This window comes from Lonsdalea iberica, assembly GCF_002111585.1.
Classification (GTDB): domain Bacteria; phylum Pseudomonadota; class Gammaproteobacteria; order Enterobacterales; family Enterobacteriaceae; genus Lonsdalea; species Lonsdalea iberica.
Window position 1 is genome coordinate 82,266 of sequence record NZ_LUTP01000013.1, and the last position, 16,691, is coordinate 98,956.

12 protein-coding genes, 1 tRNA gene and 4 pseudogenes are annotated in these 16,691 nt (G+C 54.0%); 6 read left to right on the plus strand and 11 right to left on the minus strand.

Annotated features, from left to right (window positions below; all coding sequences use genetic code 11):
* Positions 1-34: 34 nt before the first annotated feature.
* The 5 genes and pseudogenes from ubiA to AU511_RS07330 form a co-directional block, all read right to left on the minus strand.
* Positions 35-849 (minus strand): annotated as a pseudogene (ubiA, locus tag AU511_RS07310) (4-hydroxybenzoate octaprenyltransferase).
* 63 nt (positions 850-912) lie between these two features.
* Entirely contained in the window at positions 913-1,434 is a 522-nt protein-coding gene (gene ubiC / locus AU511_RS07315) for a chorismate lyase (protein ID WP_094109248.1), read from the minus strand.
* An 869-nt stretch (positions 1,435-2,303) separates the two neighbouring features.
* Positions 2,304-3,947 carry a chaperonin GroEL gene (groL, locus tag AU511_RS07320; protein WP_094101716.1) on the minus strand — a complete coding sequence of 548 codons (1,644 nt, stop codon included), beginning with the start codon at positions 3,945-3,947 and terminating at the stop codon, positions 2,304-2,306.
* A 45-nt stretch (positions 3,948-3,992) separates the two neighbouring features.
* Positions 3,993-4,286, minus strand: a complete 294-nt coding sequence (locus AU511_RS07325; RefSeq protein ID WP_026739589.1) for a co-chaperone GroES — start codon at positions 4,284-4,286, stop codon at positions 3,993-3,995.
* A gap of 206 nt (positions 4,287-4,492) precedes the next feature.
* Complete coding sequence (locus tag AU511_RS07330; RefSeq protein ID WP_094101715.1) at positions 4,493-4,963, minus strand: FxsA family protein; 471 nt, start codon at positions 4,961-4,963, stop codon at positions 4,493-4,495.
* 426 nt (positions 4,964-5,389) lie between these two features.
* Here AU511_RS07330 and aspA point away from each other — a divergent pair, with 426 nt between their 5' ends.
* From aspA to AU511_RS07360, 6 genes and pseudogenes are all read left to right on the plus strand, one after another.
* The gene (gene aspA, locus AU511_RS07335) at positions 5,390-6,829 is read left to right on the plus strand and encodes an aspartate ammonia-lyase (RefSeq protein WP_094109249.1); all 1,440 of its coding nucleotides are present in this window, start codon (positions 5,390-5,392) and stop codon (positions 6,827-6,829) included.
* 162 nt (positions 6,830-6,991) lie between these two features.
* Positions 6,992-7,324, plus strand: a complete 333-nt coding sequence (gene cutA / locus AU511_RS07340; protein ID WP_094109250.1) for a divalent cation tolerance protein CutA — start codon at positions 6,992-6,994, stop codon at positions 7,322-7,324.
* On the plus strand, positions 7,300-9,003 hold the full coding sequence (locus tag AU511_RS07345; protein ID WP_094109251.1) for a protein-disulfide reductase DsbD: 1,704 nt from the start codon (positions 7,300-7,302) through the stop codon (positions 9,001-9,003). Before cutA ends, AU511_RS07345 begins: the two co-directional genes overlap by 25 nt.
* 25 nt (positions 9,004-9,028) lie before the next feature.
* Entirely contained in the window at positions 9,029-9,604 is a 576-nt protein-coding gene (gene dicD, locus AU511_RS07350; protein ID WP_094109252.1) for a division control transcriptional repressor DicD, read from the plus strand.
* Between the two features lie 117 nt (positions 9,605-9,721).
* Positions 9,722-9,797: transfer RNA gene (locus tag AU511_RS07355), tRNA-Phe, on the plus strand.
* A 496-nt stretch (positions 9,798-10,293) separates the two neighbouring features.
* Positions 10,294-10,623, plus strand: a pseudogene (locus AU511_RS07360) (tyrosine-type recombinase/integrase); the annotation flags it as partial.
* A 239-nt stretch (positions 10,624-10,862) separates the two neighbouring features.
* On the opposite strand, the gene AU511_RS07365 reads toward AU511_RS07360, so the two are convergent.
* The 6 genes and pseudogenes from AU511_RS07365 to tssF form a co-directional block, all read right to left on the minus strand.
* Positions 10,863-12,242, minus strand: coding sequence for a VasL domain-containing protein (locus tag AU511_RS07365; protein ID WP_094109253.1), 1,380 nt, complete (start codon positions 12,240-12,242; stop codon positions 10,863-10,865).
* Positions 12,243-12,338: 96 nt separating this feature from the next.
* Positions 12,339-12,809, minus strand: coding sequence for a hypothetical protein (locus AU511_RS07370; RefSeq protein ID WP_094109254.1), 471 nt, complete (start codon positions 12,807-12,809; stop codon positions 12,339-12,341).
* 14 nt (positions 12,810-12,823) lie between these two features.
* Complete coding sequence (tssE, locus tag AU511_RS07375; RefSeq protein ID WP_094109255.1) at positions 12,824-13,276, minus strand: type VI secretion system baseplate subunit TssE; 453 nt, start codon at positions 13,274-13,276, stop codon at positions 12,824-12,826.
* Positions 13,269-13,804 (minus strand): annotated as a pseudogene (gene tssJ / locus AU511_RS07380) (type VI secretion system lipoprotein TssJ). Before tssJ ends, tssE begins: the two are co-directional and overlap by 8 nt.
* Positions 13,785-14,888, minus strand: a complete 1,104-nt coding sequence (gene tssG, locus AU511_RS07385) for a type VI secretion system baseplate subunit TssG (protein WP_094109256.1) — start codon at positions 14,886-14,888, stop codon at positions 13,785-13,787. Before tssG ends, tssJ begins: the two are co-directional and overlap by 20 nt.
* A pseudogene (tssF, locus tag AU511_RS07390) lies at positions 14,843-16,605 on the minus strand (type VI secretion system baseplate subunit TssF). Before tssF ends, tssG begins: the two are co-directional and overlap by 46 nt.
* Positions 16,606-16,691 lie beyond the last annotated feature (86 nt).

The window sequence follows — 16,691 nt, forward strand, 5'->3', positions numbered from 1 at the left end:
TAGGCCTGCGGCAAGTCTGCCGCAGGCCATCTTGCTAGAGACTCAACGCAATCCCGATGAACAGCGCCATCCCTACGTAGTTGTTATTGCGAAAAGCCTTGAAGCAATTATCTCGCTCCCGTCCCGCAATCAGCGTTTGCTGATAAACAAACAGTCCCGCAGCGACCAGCAACGACCAATAGAACACCGCGCCAAGATCGGCAATACGCCCTAAAATCACCATCGCTCCCAGCATCAATAACTGCAGTATGCCGATGATGACGGTGTCGTAACGACCAAACAGGATAGCCGTCGACTTCACGCCGATATTGAGATCGTCATCCCGGTCCACCATTGCATACTCGGTGTCGTAGGCCACGGTCCAGCATAGATAGGCAAAAACATCAGCCAGCAGCTTATTGGCAACGACTCGCTAACGGCGGAATAAGCCATCGGAATCGCCCAGCCGAAAGCCGCGCCCAGCACGACCTGAGGCAGGTAGCTGACCCGCTTCATAAAGGGGTAAATCCAGGCCAGAGCCAGCCCGCCGACCGATAACCAAATCGTCATGGTATTCAGTGTCAGCACCAGCGCAAACGACACCAGCGCTAAAATCACGAACAGCGCTTTCGCAGACTGTTCACTGACCATGCCACTGGGTAGAGGTCGCGATGCGGTGCGTTTCACATGACCGTCAAAATGACGATCGGCATAGTCATTGATGACGCAGCCTGCGGCTCGCATTAAGAATACACCTAACACGAACACCCAGAGCGTCCAGCTCTCCGGCGCGCCCCGCCCCGCCAGCCATAACGCCCATAGTGTCGGCCACAGCAGCAACAGAGAGCCGATCGGCTTATCGATCCGCATCAGGCGACAATACGCCATCCACCGTCCCGTCGTTAAAATTCGTTCCAACGCATCGTCTCCTCTCTACCGTTCAGCATCAGAACTGAGCGGAGAATAAATAGGGGCATCAGGCAAAAAAACTTCCGTCAGTAATAAAGGATGGCCTGCCAACCGCAGTCGTGAGCGGCGAGCCCACAGATCGCCACGACGGCCCGGGTTGATAAAGTCGCGCTCTGGTGTGCCCGCTTGGAACAAATATCGCCCAAGTGGAGCACTTCCTATACGTGCCAACGCGAGGTTGGACATCTGCAACGTGCGCTCAGGGACCACCGTTCGGCCAAACAACCAAGGCCTACCGTCGCCATACAGCGTCACTTCCCGCAGCCAGAAGCGGTCGCTGACCGGCAACAAAGGCAACGCCTCACCTAAGTCCGACGGCGAGATAAAACCTTCACGGATGACTTCTACATCAAGACGCTGGCAATGCATCTCCAAGCGAGTGGTCATTGAGTCTCGATGACCAAGCCAATCGGCGGCGGCGGCGGGGACATCGGCGAACTCACACCATGTCACCGGACGCAGGAGGTCTACAGTCTCATCTGTCATTGTTCCCCCTTCGCCTCGGGTTTAGTAAATAAAGTAAACGATTTCCATTGTAGCGTAGAATAGCGCACTGATAACTTGTTCTGCCCTTTCGATGCATGATCTGCATGATTTTCATACTTTCGTTACACCCAAAACTCGCCCGAAGCTAATAACCGGTTTTCGCGTTACATAAGCTCAGGATAACGATTTCCCGCCGGCCACCTAACTGAATTTCATCATATTTCAATACAATGACACCAGAATGTATTTACGGGTCAGCGCTCGTTAGATGCGCTATTAATACAATAAAAATTCAGCTATTAATAGGGCGGCTTATTTTCACTTTTCGCGATTAGAACAGCTTGCGACGAAAAAGGCTAATTATCTGATTGTAAAGATAAAAAACCACACAATTGCAATGGATAATCTTTCTCCCTAACAAATAAAATTCAGCGCGTCGGAAGTCAGAAAAAACAGGGTCCGTCTCTCCACAAATTTTTCTGCATTATTCATCCCCCCGTCCTTGGCTTATTTATCACCGAGGATAGATCTCAGAATTCAATTAACTTTGTTATTGATGAGCCAGCGTTTTTTTCGCGACACCCACCATTTTCCCTTTATTTCCCTTTTTTATACGAAGGTATTTAATCATTTGTTTCTTTGCTCAAATATCAATTTCGCCAATACCAGGCAGTAGCAATATACAGCGCATTCCATCGATTTAAGGAGAAGGACAACACAAGCAAAATGCATCGCCGAAAGGCATAAAAAAACGACCGGTCAATGTTGACCCGGTCGTTTTTGATTGGCTATTAGGGCTGGGGGAAACCTGCGGCGTGATGAACGCAGTCAGTCTGTCCCAGCGCTGATGCTACGATGCTTAACGCATCTTACATCATGCCGCCCATACCGCCCATGCCGCCCATACCTGCGGCGCCTAAATCCGCTTTGTCTTCTTTCGGCAGGTCAGTCACCATACATTCGGTGGTGATCATCAGGCCAGCGACGGAAGAAGCGTACTGCAGAGCAGAGCGCGTGACTTTGGTCGGATCCAGGATACCCATGTCGATCATGTTGCCGTACTGTTCGCTAGCAGCGTTGTAACCGTAGTTACCTTCGCCCGCTTTCACGTTGTTGGCAACAACAGACGGCTCTTCACCGGCATTGGCGACGATCTGACGCAGCGGGGATTCCATCGCGCGCAGCGCAACACGGATACCCACGTTCTGATCTTCGTTTTCGCCAGTCAGAGAACGAATGGCGTTAGCAACGCGCACCAGCGCAACACCACCACCGGCAACCACGCCTTCTTCAACCGCAGCACGAGTGGCGTGCAGGGCATCTTCAACGCGTGCTTTCTTCTCTTTCATTTCAACTTCAGTAGCCGCACCAACTTTGATGACGGCAACGCCGCCAGCCAGTTTCGCTACGCGTTCCTGCAGTTTTTCACGATCGTAGTCAGAGGTCGCTTCTTCAATTTGCTGACGAATCTGAGCAACACGGCCCTGAATGGTCGCTTCTTCACCCACACCGTCAATCACAGTGGTGGTGTCTTTGTTAATGACAACGCGTTTAGCCTGACCCAGGTCTTCCAACGTCGCTTTTTCCAGTTCCAGACCAATCTCTTCAGAGATAACGGTACCAGAGGTCAGCGTCGCGATGTCTTGCAGCATGGCTTTACGACGGTCGCCGAAGCCCGGAGCTTTCACTGCAGCGACTTTCACGATACCGCGCATGGTGTTCACTACCAGAGTCGCCAGGGCTTCGCCTTCAACGTCTTCAGCAATGATCAGCAGCGGTTTGCCTGCTTTGGCAACCGCTTCCAGTAACGGCAGCAGTTCGCGGATGTTGGAGATCTTTTTGTCAGCCAGCAGGATGTACGGGCTTTCCAGCTCAACAGAACCGGTTTCCGGCTTGTTGATGAAGTAAGGAGACAGGTAACCACGGTCGAACTGCATACCTTCAACCACGTCCAGTTCGTCCTGCAGGCCAGTGCCTTCTTCAACGGTGATCACGCCTTCTTTGCCCACTTTTTCCATGGCTTCAGCAATCAGCTTGCCCACGGTGTCGTCGGAGTTGGCGGAGATGGTACCTACCTGAGCGATGGCTTTAGAGTCAGAGCAAGGCACAGACAGTTTTTTCAATTCTTCGACCGCGGCGATAACGGCTTTGTCGATTCCGCGTTTCAGGTCCATCGGGTTCATACCCGCGGCAACGGCTTTCAGGCCTTCGTTGACGATGGACTGCGCCAGTACGGTAGCGGTAGTGGTACCGTCACCCGCAGCGTCGTTCGCTTTGGAAGCCACTTCTTTGACCATCTGTGCGCCCATGTTTTCGAACTTGTCTTCCAGTTCGATTTCGCGGGCCACGGATACGCCGTCTTTCGTGATGGTCGGAGCGCCGAAGGATTTATCCAGCACTACGTTACGACCTTTCGGCCCCAGGGTGACTTTTACTGCATCAGCCAGTACATTCACGCCGCGAAGCATTTTGACTCGAGCGTCGTTACCGAAAATTACGTCTTTAGCTGCCATTGGTTGTTTCCCTTAAATTCGTTCAGTTCAGAGGATTACGCGCGATTAGGCTTCAACGATGGCCAGAATGTCGCCTTCGGACATGATCAGGACTTCGTCGTTGTCGATTTTTTCTGTCTTCACGCCATAACCATCATTGAAAATAACGATATCGCCAACTTTCACATCCAGCGGTTTAACTTCACCGTTTTCCAGGATACGCCCATGACCCACAGCCAGGACTTCGCCACGGGTGGATTTACCCGCTGCAGAACCAGTCAGAACGATGCCGCCAGCAGATTTTGATTCAACTTCTTTGCGCTTGACGATAACGCGGTCATGCAATGGACGAATTTTCATTGATAGCTCTCCTTTGAGAAAGTCCATGTCAGTTTAGGTAACATGCCGAATACGCATTTATATCCGACCTTGTGGAAAAGTAAGTGGGGACGTTTCGACGGGCTTCAAGGGAGAAAGGAAAAATTTTTTCGCTTTGTTCGCGCTTTTTTACGACCCTCGAAAAAAAACGCAGCAGATCAGAGAGCTAATAAAAAAGACCGCCTGAATCAGCGGTCGTCATTTTCATCATGTTTCTCTAGTCGATCAGGGCGTTGATCCTTACGTTGGTATTCACCCTCGAAGACATCGCCCTGCGATCCTGCCGGACCCGAGCGCGAACGCCAGAGATGCAAATGCGGCATCAGTTTCAGCGTCAGATGTTTTTGCAGCGCTGGCAGTAGCAACAGTAGACCGAGGAAGTCGGTGAAGAACCCCGGCACCAGCAGCAGAAATCCCGACATCACCAGCGAAACGCTTTTCACCATCTCTGCGGCCGGGCTTTCTCCCGCTTCTATTTTTCGCTGCATCTGAATAAAGGTTCTGATCCCCTGATTGCGGACCAGCGAAACACCCAGGCAGGAGGTAAACACCACCAGCAGCAGCGTGATAGCGATACCCAGCACGTGGGCGACCTGGATGAAAATGAAGATTTCAATGTAGGCCAACAGGAAAATCAGTATTAAAGGTATCCAGCGCACCCGGTGCTCCTGTAATTGATATTTAACGTATTGATAAAAAGTATATTCCTAAAACTTGCGCTCGTAATATGCTATTGACGCAGTCATAAACGGCTCTCTGTAAGAGCACTCAACGCGCCCGTCAACTCGTTACAATACTGTTGAGATGGTAGTTCATACGCTACTTTTCAACCTATGTACGCGGTTTTTTTTGGCTGCTATCGTTTTTCGGCTATAGTCACGCCGAGTGACTATTCGTTAAGATTCACTCAGGAGACAGACCATGGAATGCCCAGATGTGATCAAGGCGACTATTTCACGCACAGGTTAAGAATATAATAATGGAATAGTCGGTAATATCGGTCAAATACACCACCCCTCTTGGGAAAAGGCATTACGATAAGCTGTATAAACGCTAACTTATAGAAGAGTAAAAGAAGGCTCTTTATGTCAGACGATATCCGTATTGAAGAAGATCTGTTGGGCAGCCGAGAAGTACCCGCCGATGCTTATTACGGCATCCATACCCTTCGCGCTATTGAAAACTTTTACATCAGCAATCAGAAAATCAGCGACGTCCCCGACTTCGTCCGCGGCATGGTCATGGTGAAAAAGGCCGCAGCAATGGCCAACCGAGAACTGCAGACCATCCCACGAAAAATCGCCGACGTAATCATTCGCGCCTGCGACGAAGTGCTCGACAACGGCAAATGCCTGGATCAATTCCCGGTGGATGTCTTCCAGGGCGGCGCAGGCACCTCGTTGAACATGAACACCAACGAAGTGCTGGCCAATATCGGCCTCGAACTGATGGGACATCAAAAGGGCGAGTACCAATACCTCAACCCCAACGATCACGTGAATAAATGTCAGTCGACCAACGATGCCTATCCGACCGGTTTCCGTATCGCGGTATACAATGCGATCCTAAAACTGGTTGATGCCAATACGCATTTGGGCGAAGGATTCGAGCGCAAGGCCAGAGAGTTTGAAAACATCCTGAAAATGGGAAGGACCCAACTCCAAGACGCCGTGCCGATGAGCCTGGGTCAGGAGTTCCACGCCTTCAACATCCTGCTGCTGGAAGAGAACAAAAACCTACTGCGCACGGCTGAACTGCTGCTGGAGGTGAACCTGGGCGCAACGGCGATCGGCACGCGGCTGAATACGCCAGACGGCTACCAACAATTGGCGGTACAGAAGTTGTCCGAAGTGAGCCATCTGCCCTGCGTTTCTGCAGAAGATCTGATTGAAGCCACGTCCGACTGCGGCGCATATGTGATGGTGCACAGCGCGCTCAAACGTCTGGCGGTCAAGCTGTCGAAAATCTGTAACGACCTGCGTTTGCTCTCTTCAGGCCCGCGCGCGGGTCTCAATGAGATCAACCTGCCGCAGCTACAGGCTGGGTCATCCATCATGCCCGCGAAGGTCAATCCGGTCGTTCCCGAGGTAGTCAATCAGGTGTGCTTCAAGGTTATCGGCAATGACACCTGCGTCACGATGGCGGCCGAAGCAGGCCAGCTACAGTTGAACGTGATGGAGCCGGTGATCGGACAGGCTATGTTTGAGTCCACCCACATGTTGACCAACGCGTGCTACAACCTGTTGGAGAAATGCGTGAACGGCATCACCGCCAACCAGTCGGTCTGTGAGTCTTACGTGTTCAACTCGATCGGTATCGTGACTTACCTGAACCCATTTATCGGTCATCATAACGGCGATATCGTCGGTAAAATCTGCGCCGAAACCGGGAAAAGCGTACGCGAAGTCGTGTTAGAACGCGGCCTGCTGACAGAAGCGGAACTGGACGATATTTTCTCCGTACAGAACCTGATGCATCCGGCTTACAAAGCGAAACGTTATACCGACGAAAACGAACCGCAGTAACCTTCTCAGCTCCCTTCGGCGACAACCCAGACGTCGAAGGGAGATTCAGTGACTCCTCTCATTTCCTGAAGCGTCTATTTTCGACGCGATCCGCGCTTACGCTCACGCGGGCCTCAAGGTATAGTGTGGCGATAATTTCACGTTTCCGCTGCCGAGGTCATTATGTCTGAACTCATCGCCTGCGACGCCGTGGTGGTGCTGTGCACCGCCCCCGACGACGCCAGCGCCAGATCGTTAGCCGCCGCCGCGCTGGAAGCCGAACTGGCGGCCTGCGTCACACTCCTGCCGGGCGCCGTCTCGCTTTATCGTTGGGAAGGGAAATTGGAGCAACAGCAGGAGATCCAGCTGATTCTGAAAAGCGACCAGGCGCATTTGCAAGACCTGTTCACGTTGCTGAAACAGCAACATCCTTACCAAACGCCGGAATTGTTGGCGCTTCCGGTTCACGACGGCGATAACGATTATCTCTCATGGCTCAACGCGTCCTTACGCTGATTATCCTCTTCGGCACATTGCTCTTTACCGCGGTCGCCCCTGCCGAAAATCTCTTCGGACGTGCGCAAACATCCCGTTTTTTGCCCGCCACGCAGGCGTTTGTCTTCGACTTTCAGCAACAAGGGAAGCAGCTCAAGCTTCAGTGGATTGTCCACCCGGGCTATTACCTGTATCGCCAGAAAATAGCGATTCGCTCCGGCAACACCACGCTGACAAAGATTGAGTTTCCGGCGGCCGAACGGCATCAGGACGCGTTCTTTGGCGTGGTCGATATTTTCCGGGATCAGTTGCAACTGAATGTTCCGCTGGACGGACTCCCACAGGGCAGTACGTTAACGGTTAGCTATCAGGGCTGCGCCGATGCCGGGTTCTGCTATCCGCCGGAGCAACAAAACATCCCGCTCAGTAAATGGGACACAGACGGAGAAACGACGTCCACCGCGCCACCGCTGCCGTTTTCCCCGTGGTGGGCCATAGTGATCGGCATCGGGGTCGCCTTTACGCCCTGCGTGCTGCCGATGTACCCACTGATCTCCAGCTTGATTCTGGGGCGGCGGGAACGTCTTTCCACTCGACGCACTCTGCTGCTGGCCTTCGCGTATGTGCAAGGGATGGCGCTGACCTATACGCTACTGGGATTGGTCGTGGCGGCAGCCGGCCTGCGCTTTCAGGCGGCGCTACAGCATCCTTATGTATTGATTGGATTGGCGTCGCTGTTCACCCTGTTGGCGCTGTCCATGTTCGGGCTCTTTAGCCTGCAATTACCTTCAGCCGTGCAAACGCGCCTCGTTGACTGGAGCAACCGGCAGGAAAGCGGTTCATTATCCGGCGTCTTTTTGATGGGCGCGCTCGCCGGTCTGATTTGCTCCCCCTGCACCACTGCGCCGCTCAGCGCGCTGCTGCTGTATATCGCTCAGAGCGGCCATATGCTAGCGGGCGGAGGTGCGCTATATCTCTATGCGCTGGGGATGGGGCTACCGCTGATTGGCGTCACCCTGTTTGGCAACCGTATCCTCCCGAAAAGCGGTCCGTGGATGAACCATATTAAAGAGGCCTGCGGTTTCGCGATGCTGGCGTTGCCGATATTCCTGCTAACGCGACTGTTCGGCGACCTCTGGGCCTGGCGGCTATGGGGCCTGCTCGGCGTTGCGTTTTTCGGTTGGGCGTTGGCCCTCAGCCTACGCGGACGAGGTAGATGGATACGCGGACTGCAAGTATTGCTGCTGCTAGGAGCTCTTGTCTCCGTAAGGCCGATACAGGACTGGCTGTTTACCCCAGCTGCGTCGAAAGATGAATCGGCTTCCGCCATCGCTTTTTCGCCTATCAACAATCTGGACGATCTGAACACCGCACTGCGCGGCAGTCACGGCATTACCATGCTGGATCTCTACGCCGACTGGTGCGCCGCCTGTAAGTCGTTTGAGAAGGTCACGTTCAGTAACGGCGAAGTACAGCATCAGATGGCTCGCCTACGGCTCCTACAAGCCGACGTCACGGCCAATACGCCTGAACAGAATGCCCTATTGACGCAATTGCAGGTACTCGGCCTGCCAAGCATTCTCTTTTTCGACGCTTCCGGCAAAGAAATTCCGGGGTCACGCGTCACCGGTTTTATGGATGCGGCGCAGTTCCGGTCGCATTTGCAGAAACTACCCCCGTCAACGACACTTGTTGATTAACGGCCACGTAATGAGAGGAGAACACATGCAACGGGAAAAAGTACTGGAGCATGCGCTGACCTTGCTGGAACAACATGGTTTCACCGCCATGACACGGGAAAAACTGGCCGACAGTCTGCATATTTCCCTGGATGCACTGGCGCCGTTCTGGCCCGACGATGAGGCGGTGCTGTACGACAGCCTGCGCTATCACAGTCAGCAGATCGATGGCTGGCGCAGACGATTGCTGCTGGACGACGCGCGGGATGTAGAGCAAAAGCTGTTGGCGCGTTATCACGTGTTGAACGAAGCAGTGAAACAAGGGCGCTATCCGGGCTGTTTGTTCATTGCAGCCTGCAGTTTCTACCCTGACATTCACCACCCCATTCACCAACTGGCCGAACAGCAAAAGCAGGCGTCATACCGCTATACCAAGGCGCTGCTGAGCGAATTGGACATTGATGACCCCGCGATGGTCGCACAGCAGATGGAGCTGATTTTGGAGGGTTGTCTGAGCAAACTGCTGGTGAAGCGCCAAATCGCCGATATTGCCGTCGCCAAACGGTTGGCGGAGGACGTTTTGCGCATCGCCTGCTGCCGCCTAAACGGCGCGCTGAGTTGAGCCAGGTCTATGATATCTATCAGATAGCATGCCTTTGACTGAAAAGTCAGCAGTCAGCGCTAATTTCCCATAAAGCCGTTGACGGCGCGAAACCAATACGGTTTAATGCGCCCCGTTGCCCGGATAGCTCAGTCGGTAGAGCAGGGGATTGAAAATCCCCGTGTCCTTGGTTCGATTCCGAGTCCGGGCACCACTTATTAAAGAAACCAGCCTAATGGCTGGTTTCTTGCTTTCCGGAGTATGGACTCTCCATCGAACTCCGTTCGATTATTCGCCGCAAGCGGCTCACCCCTTCGGGGCCAGCGCGGAACGCGCTGTTCAACGCCTGCGGCGTAGTCCGAGTCCGGGCACCACTTATTAAAGAAACCAGCCTAATGGCTGGTTTTTTGCTTTCCGGAGTATGGACTCTCCATCGAACTCCGTTCGATTATTCGCCGCAAGCGGCTCACCCCTTCGGGGCCAGCGCGGAACGCGCTGTTCAACGCCTGCGGCGTAGTCCGTGCCCATGCTCCCCCTTCTTTTTTATGCTTCCTTATTAATCACTATATTGTTTTTATTCAATAAATTGGCGCGGGAATCTTTTCCGATGCATTTTGATTTATCCCTTCGTATCCGGAAAATTGGGGGTCAGATTACGGGTCGTTCAGTTCGATGAATGAAGGCGCCCCACACCTTTCAGGGTAATCCCCCTGAACAAGCCGATGAGCGAAAACACCATCAACAAGGCGCTGCGCGTGATTGGTTACGACACTAAAACCGAGGTGGATGACCACGGTTTCAGAGCAATGGCCTGTAGCGCCCTAAAAGAGTCCGGGTTGTGGTCAAGGGATGCCATCGAACATCAGATGAGCCATAAAGAGCATAACGGCGTGCAGGCGACCTATGCACACAAAGCGGAGCATCTGGAAGCACGGATGGAAATGATGCAATGGTGGTCGGATTATCTGGACATAAACCGTGAAAGTTATGTTGCACCGTATATTCACGCACGGCACGACAAGTTCCAGCTGAATAACTAACTGATAAAAAGCAGGCCCCACCGGAAGGGGACTTATTTTTATAATCTTATAAAAAACAGAGAACTAACAAGTGTAAACAGTTAGGAAAATCAAGGACTGCCCCACAAGCCGCTCACCGATTTCACGGGCAGACAGCTGTCCATAGTGTTGTTCCACAAACGTAATTTTAGCGACCGTCGACCGTGTCTGGTGATTCCGGTGATGCTGCGTTTTATCCACCATTTCAGACCTCCCTGGTATCAGTCACGTTGTTTTTCCTGCGCCAGCGTAGAGATTTGAGCGTGGAGGCGTTGCTCAGCCTGCCGGACCTGCTGCTGACGCAGCTGCGAGTCTTCAGGGAGCAGCTTCAACTGCCGAAGCTGTTCTTCCACGGGGACGGTCTGCCGGAAGCTTGTCAGTATGCTAAAGACCTGCGATTTAAGTTCACTGACGGTAATGTATTTTCCTCTCTGACCATCAAGCGCATTCAGTTTATCGGCAAGAGCCTGAAGCTGCATCATACCTTCATGCCAGCCGTTCATTGTATCGACAGGAAGTACTGAGACATTAATCTGTTGCTGCAACTGTTGTACCAGGGGCTTAGCCTGTTCCGGCCATAGCACCAGAGCCTGTTCTGTAAGTTTTCGGCTGTAAGTAATATTCCAGTCAGGAGGCAATTTATCCATCCGGGCAAGCTGCTGCTGTGTTTGGGCAATAAGTTCTTTCGACAATGGGGTCTGCTGACGCAACATATCCAGCTGTTCAGGCGCGAGAGGTGCAGGGAACGGAGCCAGTGAGGCAGCAAGCTGAGTCTGTAGCGGGTCAGGCCGGTGAAGATACCGCCAACTCCACACTGCGACGGCGCTTATTACCAGCATGGTACACAACCCGGCAGCGAAGGATTTCCACTTTATTACCGGAGTGGGCATTACCGCCAGTACTTCAACGTTCGCCTGGTGCTCGGGCTGCGCAACGTACACCCACTTCACTGCCCTGTCAGGCGTATCTTCAGCCGGACTACCAGCAAGATCCATCGTGGATGCTGTCGCAGCATTCACCACGGTGGCAGGCAACACAACACCAGGCTGAATGTTCGACCCGGTGCTGGTTATGCCATCGCTGTTTTCCAGCCGAACAGCACTATTATGCATCAGGGTACGCAACGTATCGAGCTGGCTCAGATGCTTAAGCTCCAGACGCTGCAACACCGCCCCCAGACCGGTAAGCAGTTGCTCCGCCCGATACAACTGGCTGAGGTCACTGTAATTCAGCGGGAGCGAGCGCATCCGTTGCTGAAGGCGCTGACTCAGACTGCTGAGGATTTCCATGCGGGCATGGACTGGCTGAGGCCACAGTGTCCCCCACTGATGGCTTATCAGTGCCTCGAGTATCGTCAGCCCTTCATTGAGCCCGAATAAGCCGGCCAGTTGCGTGCGGGCTAAGGTGTACCAAGCCGCCGTCTGTAACTCCACACCGTTCTGTTCAAACAGTGAGAGACAGAGGTTTTCGGCATGACGCCAGTTCACATCCGGGCGAGCCGGATGTGTCAGCTTACTCAGTTCATCACGCAGAGCTGCATAGTCCGGCAGCGCTCTAGGGTCGCCACCGGTTTTGATTTTTCGTGGATTGATGTCATTCATGGCTAAATATCTATATGAAGGGTGTGGTGTGGTGTGGTGCTGTACTTCCTGTTTATGAAACTTCGCGCGGGTCGGCTGGTACTGCCAGGTTAACCGCTATGGAAGAAGCGCTAAAATTAGACCAAAAAAAGTACTTTCATTAAGAGGTTGCCCTGTGCGCGGTAACATCCCTGGGGGAGTAAAGGTCCATTCACTGAAATGACCTGCCCGCATGAAAAGGCGGCCCGGGGAAGTGATACATCCTTTTGCATGGAGCGTTATCTCCACACACCCGGTCACACCCTGGCCGTACAGGAATACCGGCACAAATTTTACAGACCGGTCGTCGATACGCAGAATAATACCGGTAATATCAAAAGCCCCGTTCTCCACCAGCAGGTCCGTAACGGATGTACTGAGCGTCTCCGCATTCAGCCCGGTATCCTCCAGCCAAGCGTCCATCTGCTCCTGAAGTTGCGTCATTCGCAGGCGAAACTCAGCGATATCGGCCTGACTCTTACTGACAGATGAAGCCGGAGCAGGCTGCCTGGTCTGCAATTTTTCGAGAAACTGTGATTTTGCTGACATGGTGTTATCTGGCCTTACATTCGGGTTGCTGCATCGAGATACTGCTGTTGCTTCAGATGTCGCAGGAGAACCCGCCCTTCGGGCATAAACTCTGTGCCATAGCGCACGAGGCCAATACCCTTAAGTTCAGCATCAATGGCATAGCGCAGCTCGCCGGGAATGTTCTGCTCCAGCAAGACAACGGTTATTTTCTTCAGCCGTGGCTCATATTTGAGCAGAACGGCCGACAGGGTGCCCATAAGCTCATGGGCGGTACCCGGCATGCCCTGCAGTATTTTTGCCATATCGGGCAGACCATAGTCCGGCAGATGCGCCAGCACTCCTGAACGGCAGTTAAGGATACGTTGCATGTTATCGAGCACGGACAAAATCACCTGATTTTGTTCACTGACCTGATGGAGATCGAGGCCGCCGGTGAAGTTGCCGTAGAGTGTTTCATACAGTGACGGACGGGGTGACTCACTCATCTTTCAGCGCCTTCAGAGTCAGGCGGTTGTTCCCCGCTTCGATGACGCGGGCCTTATCCGGATCAAGGTCATCGCGACTGAGTACCACTCGCCAGGTGTTATTATCCTGGTCCGGTGACATAAACATCCCGGCCACCGCCACGTACTGCGCATTTTCCTCCATCGGCATATCGACTGTGACCGCCCCACCCGGCTGCAGGCGGATATCTTTCTCAGCTACCAGGTCTGCTTTAATGGCCTGACTGTCAGCCTTAAACAGTGACGGGTAGTCCGTCGTATCGAATGTTTTCCGGTCTTTGAGCTGGTAAACACGCACCACCGTCGACAGTGCCACGCCGCCTGCATTGCTGTTGACGGCCTCGCGAGCGCGAATATCCAGATTCAGGGTCTTTATTTGCTTATAAAAAATCGATTTGGTCACGGCAACGGTGCGTCTGTCACTTTTTGAGTCAGCCCACAGCCAGCCAGTATCAGTGTGATACTGGCGGCCAGCGCAGCTAGAGGAAATTTACCAGCGGTAATCGCCATCTTCATCAGTCTCCCTGCGGTGAATATTTTCCTGTACCCGCTCATAGCGGCCAAGATTGATGGTTATGGTTTGGGGGTACGTGACGGTGTTCGCCGCATTCAGCGGCCGCATCACGGCGGTGCGGCCCAACTGCACTGCTCCGGCGTTGGGTTTAGTGCTCATTGTCGCGTCCGGCAGTAGGCTACGGTCGACAGACAACTGCAGGCGCACATCCAGGCGAGCCCCAAGATAAACGTGCAGCAGCGCCATCAGGTCCGTGTGAAGCTCCCCACCCGGTAACCAGCCCTGTACTTCAGCCGGGTCAGAGGTAGTCAGACGCATCAGTACCTGGCTGTTTACATCGGTGGCATAGCTGCCCATCACCGGACGGTTTGTCAGGGTGACGGGCTGGCTGACGCTTATGGTCAGGGGCTTCTTCAGGGGTAACCGGCGTTTGTCGTGGTGCCAGATTTTCGCCTGCGTATTGGGTGCCAGCAGACGCACCAGTGAAGCCATCCCCTCTGAAGTCCGACCTGGCAGCAACATGACCGGCAGAAGCGCCAGAAAGCGTGAGGCCGGCGTGGCAATGCTTTGTGCGCAGCCGTTAATCCCGAGCCCGGCCAGTCCCAGCAGGTACTGCGAGGTATTGTCCTTACCGCCTTCTTCGAAAGTCGCCGGGTAGGAATATTTACGCCAGATACGGTAGTACTGGGCAATCAGCCGGTGGTTGAAGATATCGAGGAAATCCGCGGTGGCCTCATACCCTTCCCGTCGCTGGGTAATGTCATCGATATAGTGCGTCGGCAGCGGGGACTCCACGCCGTAGAGCCCCATAAAGGTGATGCGCACCGTCGGCGGCAGATACGAATACTCAGACTGCTCAATCCCTTTGATTTCAGATGCCGGAAAGCCCATCCCCGGATGGGGCCGGAAGCGCACCGGCTCATGCCGTACCTGCCAGGTGCTGCCAGTGACCGGTTTATCCGGCTGGCTCTGTTCCAGCAACTGGCAGAAGCGGTAAAAGTTGATATATGGCAGCCGGTCCCCCAGTTGCGCTATCAGCCGGGCAGACGCGGACTGTGATTCTCTTTCCACCGGATGCATTTTCCTTCTGGCTGAACAATTAGGGTGAGCTGGTTAAACTGGTTCATATCGGCATACAGCGCAAAGAACCGGTTGAGCATTTCACCGAACAGGTGAATATCGCCCTCACCGGTGAAGCCGTTGCTGTCGAGTGTCACTTCGATATCCAGCCCCCGCAGCAGGTAGCCCTGCTCAAACCGTTGCAGGCGGTGGTGCTCCACATGCTGAATCGCCTCCAGACGCCGGGTATTCAGTTCATCTTCCTGCCAGTTATAGAGTGCCAGCGTCCCGCGCAACACTTCGGCAGTACTCATCATATTCAGAAACCCGGATCCCAGGTGGCTCAGTACCCGCCAGTGGAAACGGTCTTCAGCAGGCGGGTAAACCGGCAGCGTGGGTTTGCAGAGATTGCGCACTGAAAGCGGTGTACTGACCACCTGCTCACAGCGGTCGAGCAGCGTGCTCTGCAGCGCCCGGCGCGGCAGCTGGCCGTTGGTGCCGGTGATTTGCAGCGACACGGCTTCACGCTCAAACAGTCGGTCATCTTCCCACTGGTGACCACCGAGGATAAGCCAGGTGTCATACAGCCCGGTGACACCGCGCTTAACGCGGGTGTGGTAATAGCGGGGTGGCGCATGACGGCGCATCATCCCGCCCTTGTGGCGGAAGCTGCTGAACGGCACGTATTCGGCATCACTGGTGCGGTTTGAACCGGTAACCGAATCCACCGAATAAATCTCAGTATGCCCGTCCTGGAGCCGCTTAGGACGCAGCAGGTACTCACTTTCTAGCCCCGTAATGGTGAGCGGGTCCGCTTCCAGGGTGAAGAGGTTAATCACTGGCACGCAGTGTAGACGAACGGCATCATCGGTGACCGGCAGGTCTGATGGCCACGGCGTGCTGAGCACCACTTCGATATCGAAGTACTCAGCTCCGGCAGGCGGCGTGATCCCGTCCAGACCGTTGAGGTGGACAAACATAAATTTGTCGCGAAAGGTGAAGTACTCCAGCAGCAGCTGGTAACCACTAAACGCGGTATCACCTTTTGGCCACAGCCCGTCCTCCTCCGCAAATCCCCCCGGCGAGAAGTATCCATCGAGGCGAATACGGTCGGTCTGCCCGGCAGACGCATATACAAAGCAGCCTGCCGTTTGGTCAGCATCAGGTGCAGCTGGCTGCTGACGGGCGCATCAGCGCCAAGGTACAGACTCAGGTGACTGAAGTCAGAATGGGACCAGTCCGCCTGCGTGCTACAGGCAAAGCGCATCCGCAGCAGCGAACGACCATCAGGCTCGGTGGTCATGGTCACCCCTGAGATGTTCAGCGGGTTGAGCATCACATCGCGGGTGGTGCGGTAACGGCAGACCGTGTTTTTCGGCCCCACTGGGCGGGAATACACTTCCAGTCCCGCGGGCATCACTTCTGCCATTTTCACCGCCTGAAGTGCAGGCGTAAACGCCACCACCGAGAGCGACGGAATGGTGCGCAGATAGTGTGGCCAGAGCATGCTGACCAGCCCTTCGGTCAGTTCCGGCAGGTCATCGTCAATCTTCTCGCGCAGCCGCCCCATCGAGAAAGCGAAGCCTTCGAACAGACGCTCGACATACGGATCGGGTGTACCGGCCTTATCCAGATCCAGCATCGCGGCCCGGTCCGGGTGGGTTTGAGCAAATTCTTTGGCGGCTTCACGGAGGTAGCGCATTTCCGCGTCGTAATAACTCAGGGTTAGATCTTTCATGTGTATTTCCGTAGAAACCGGCTTCAGTGAGGTCCCATCATTAAACGCAGAAACTGAAGAGAGATTGGGAAGAAAACAATATCAGC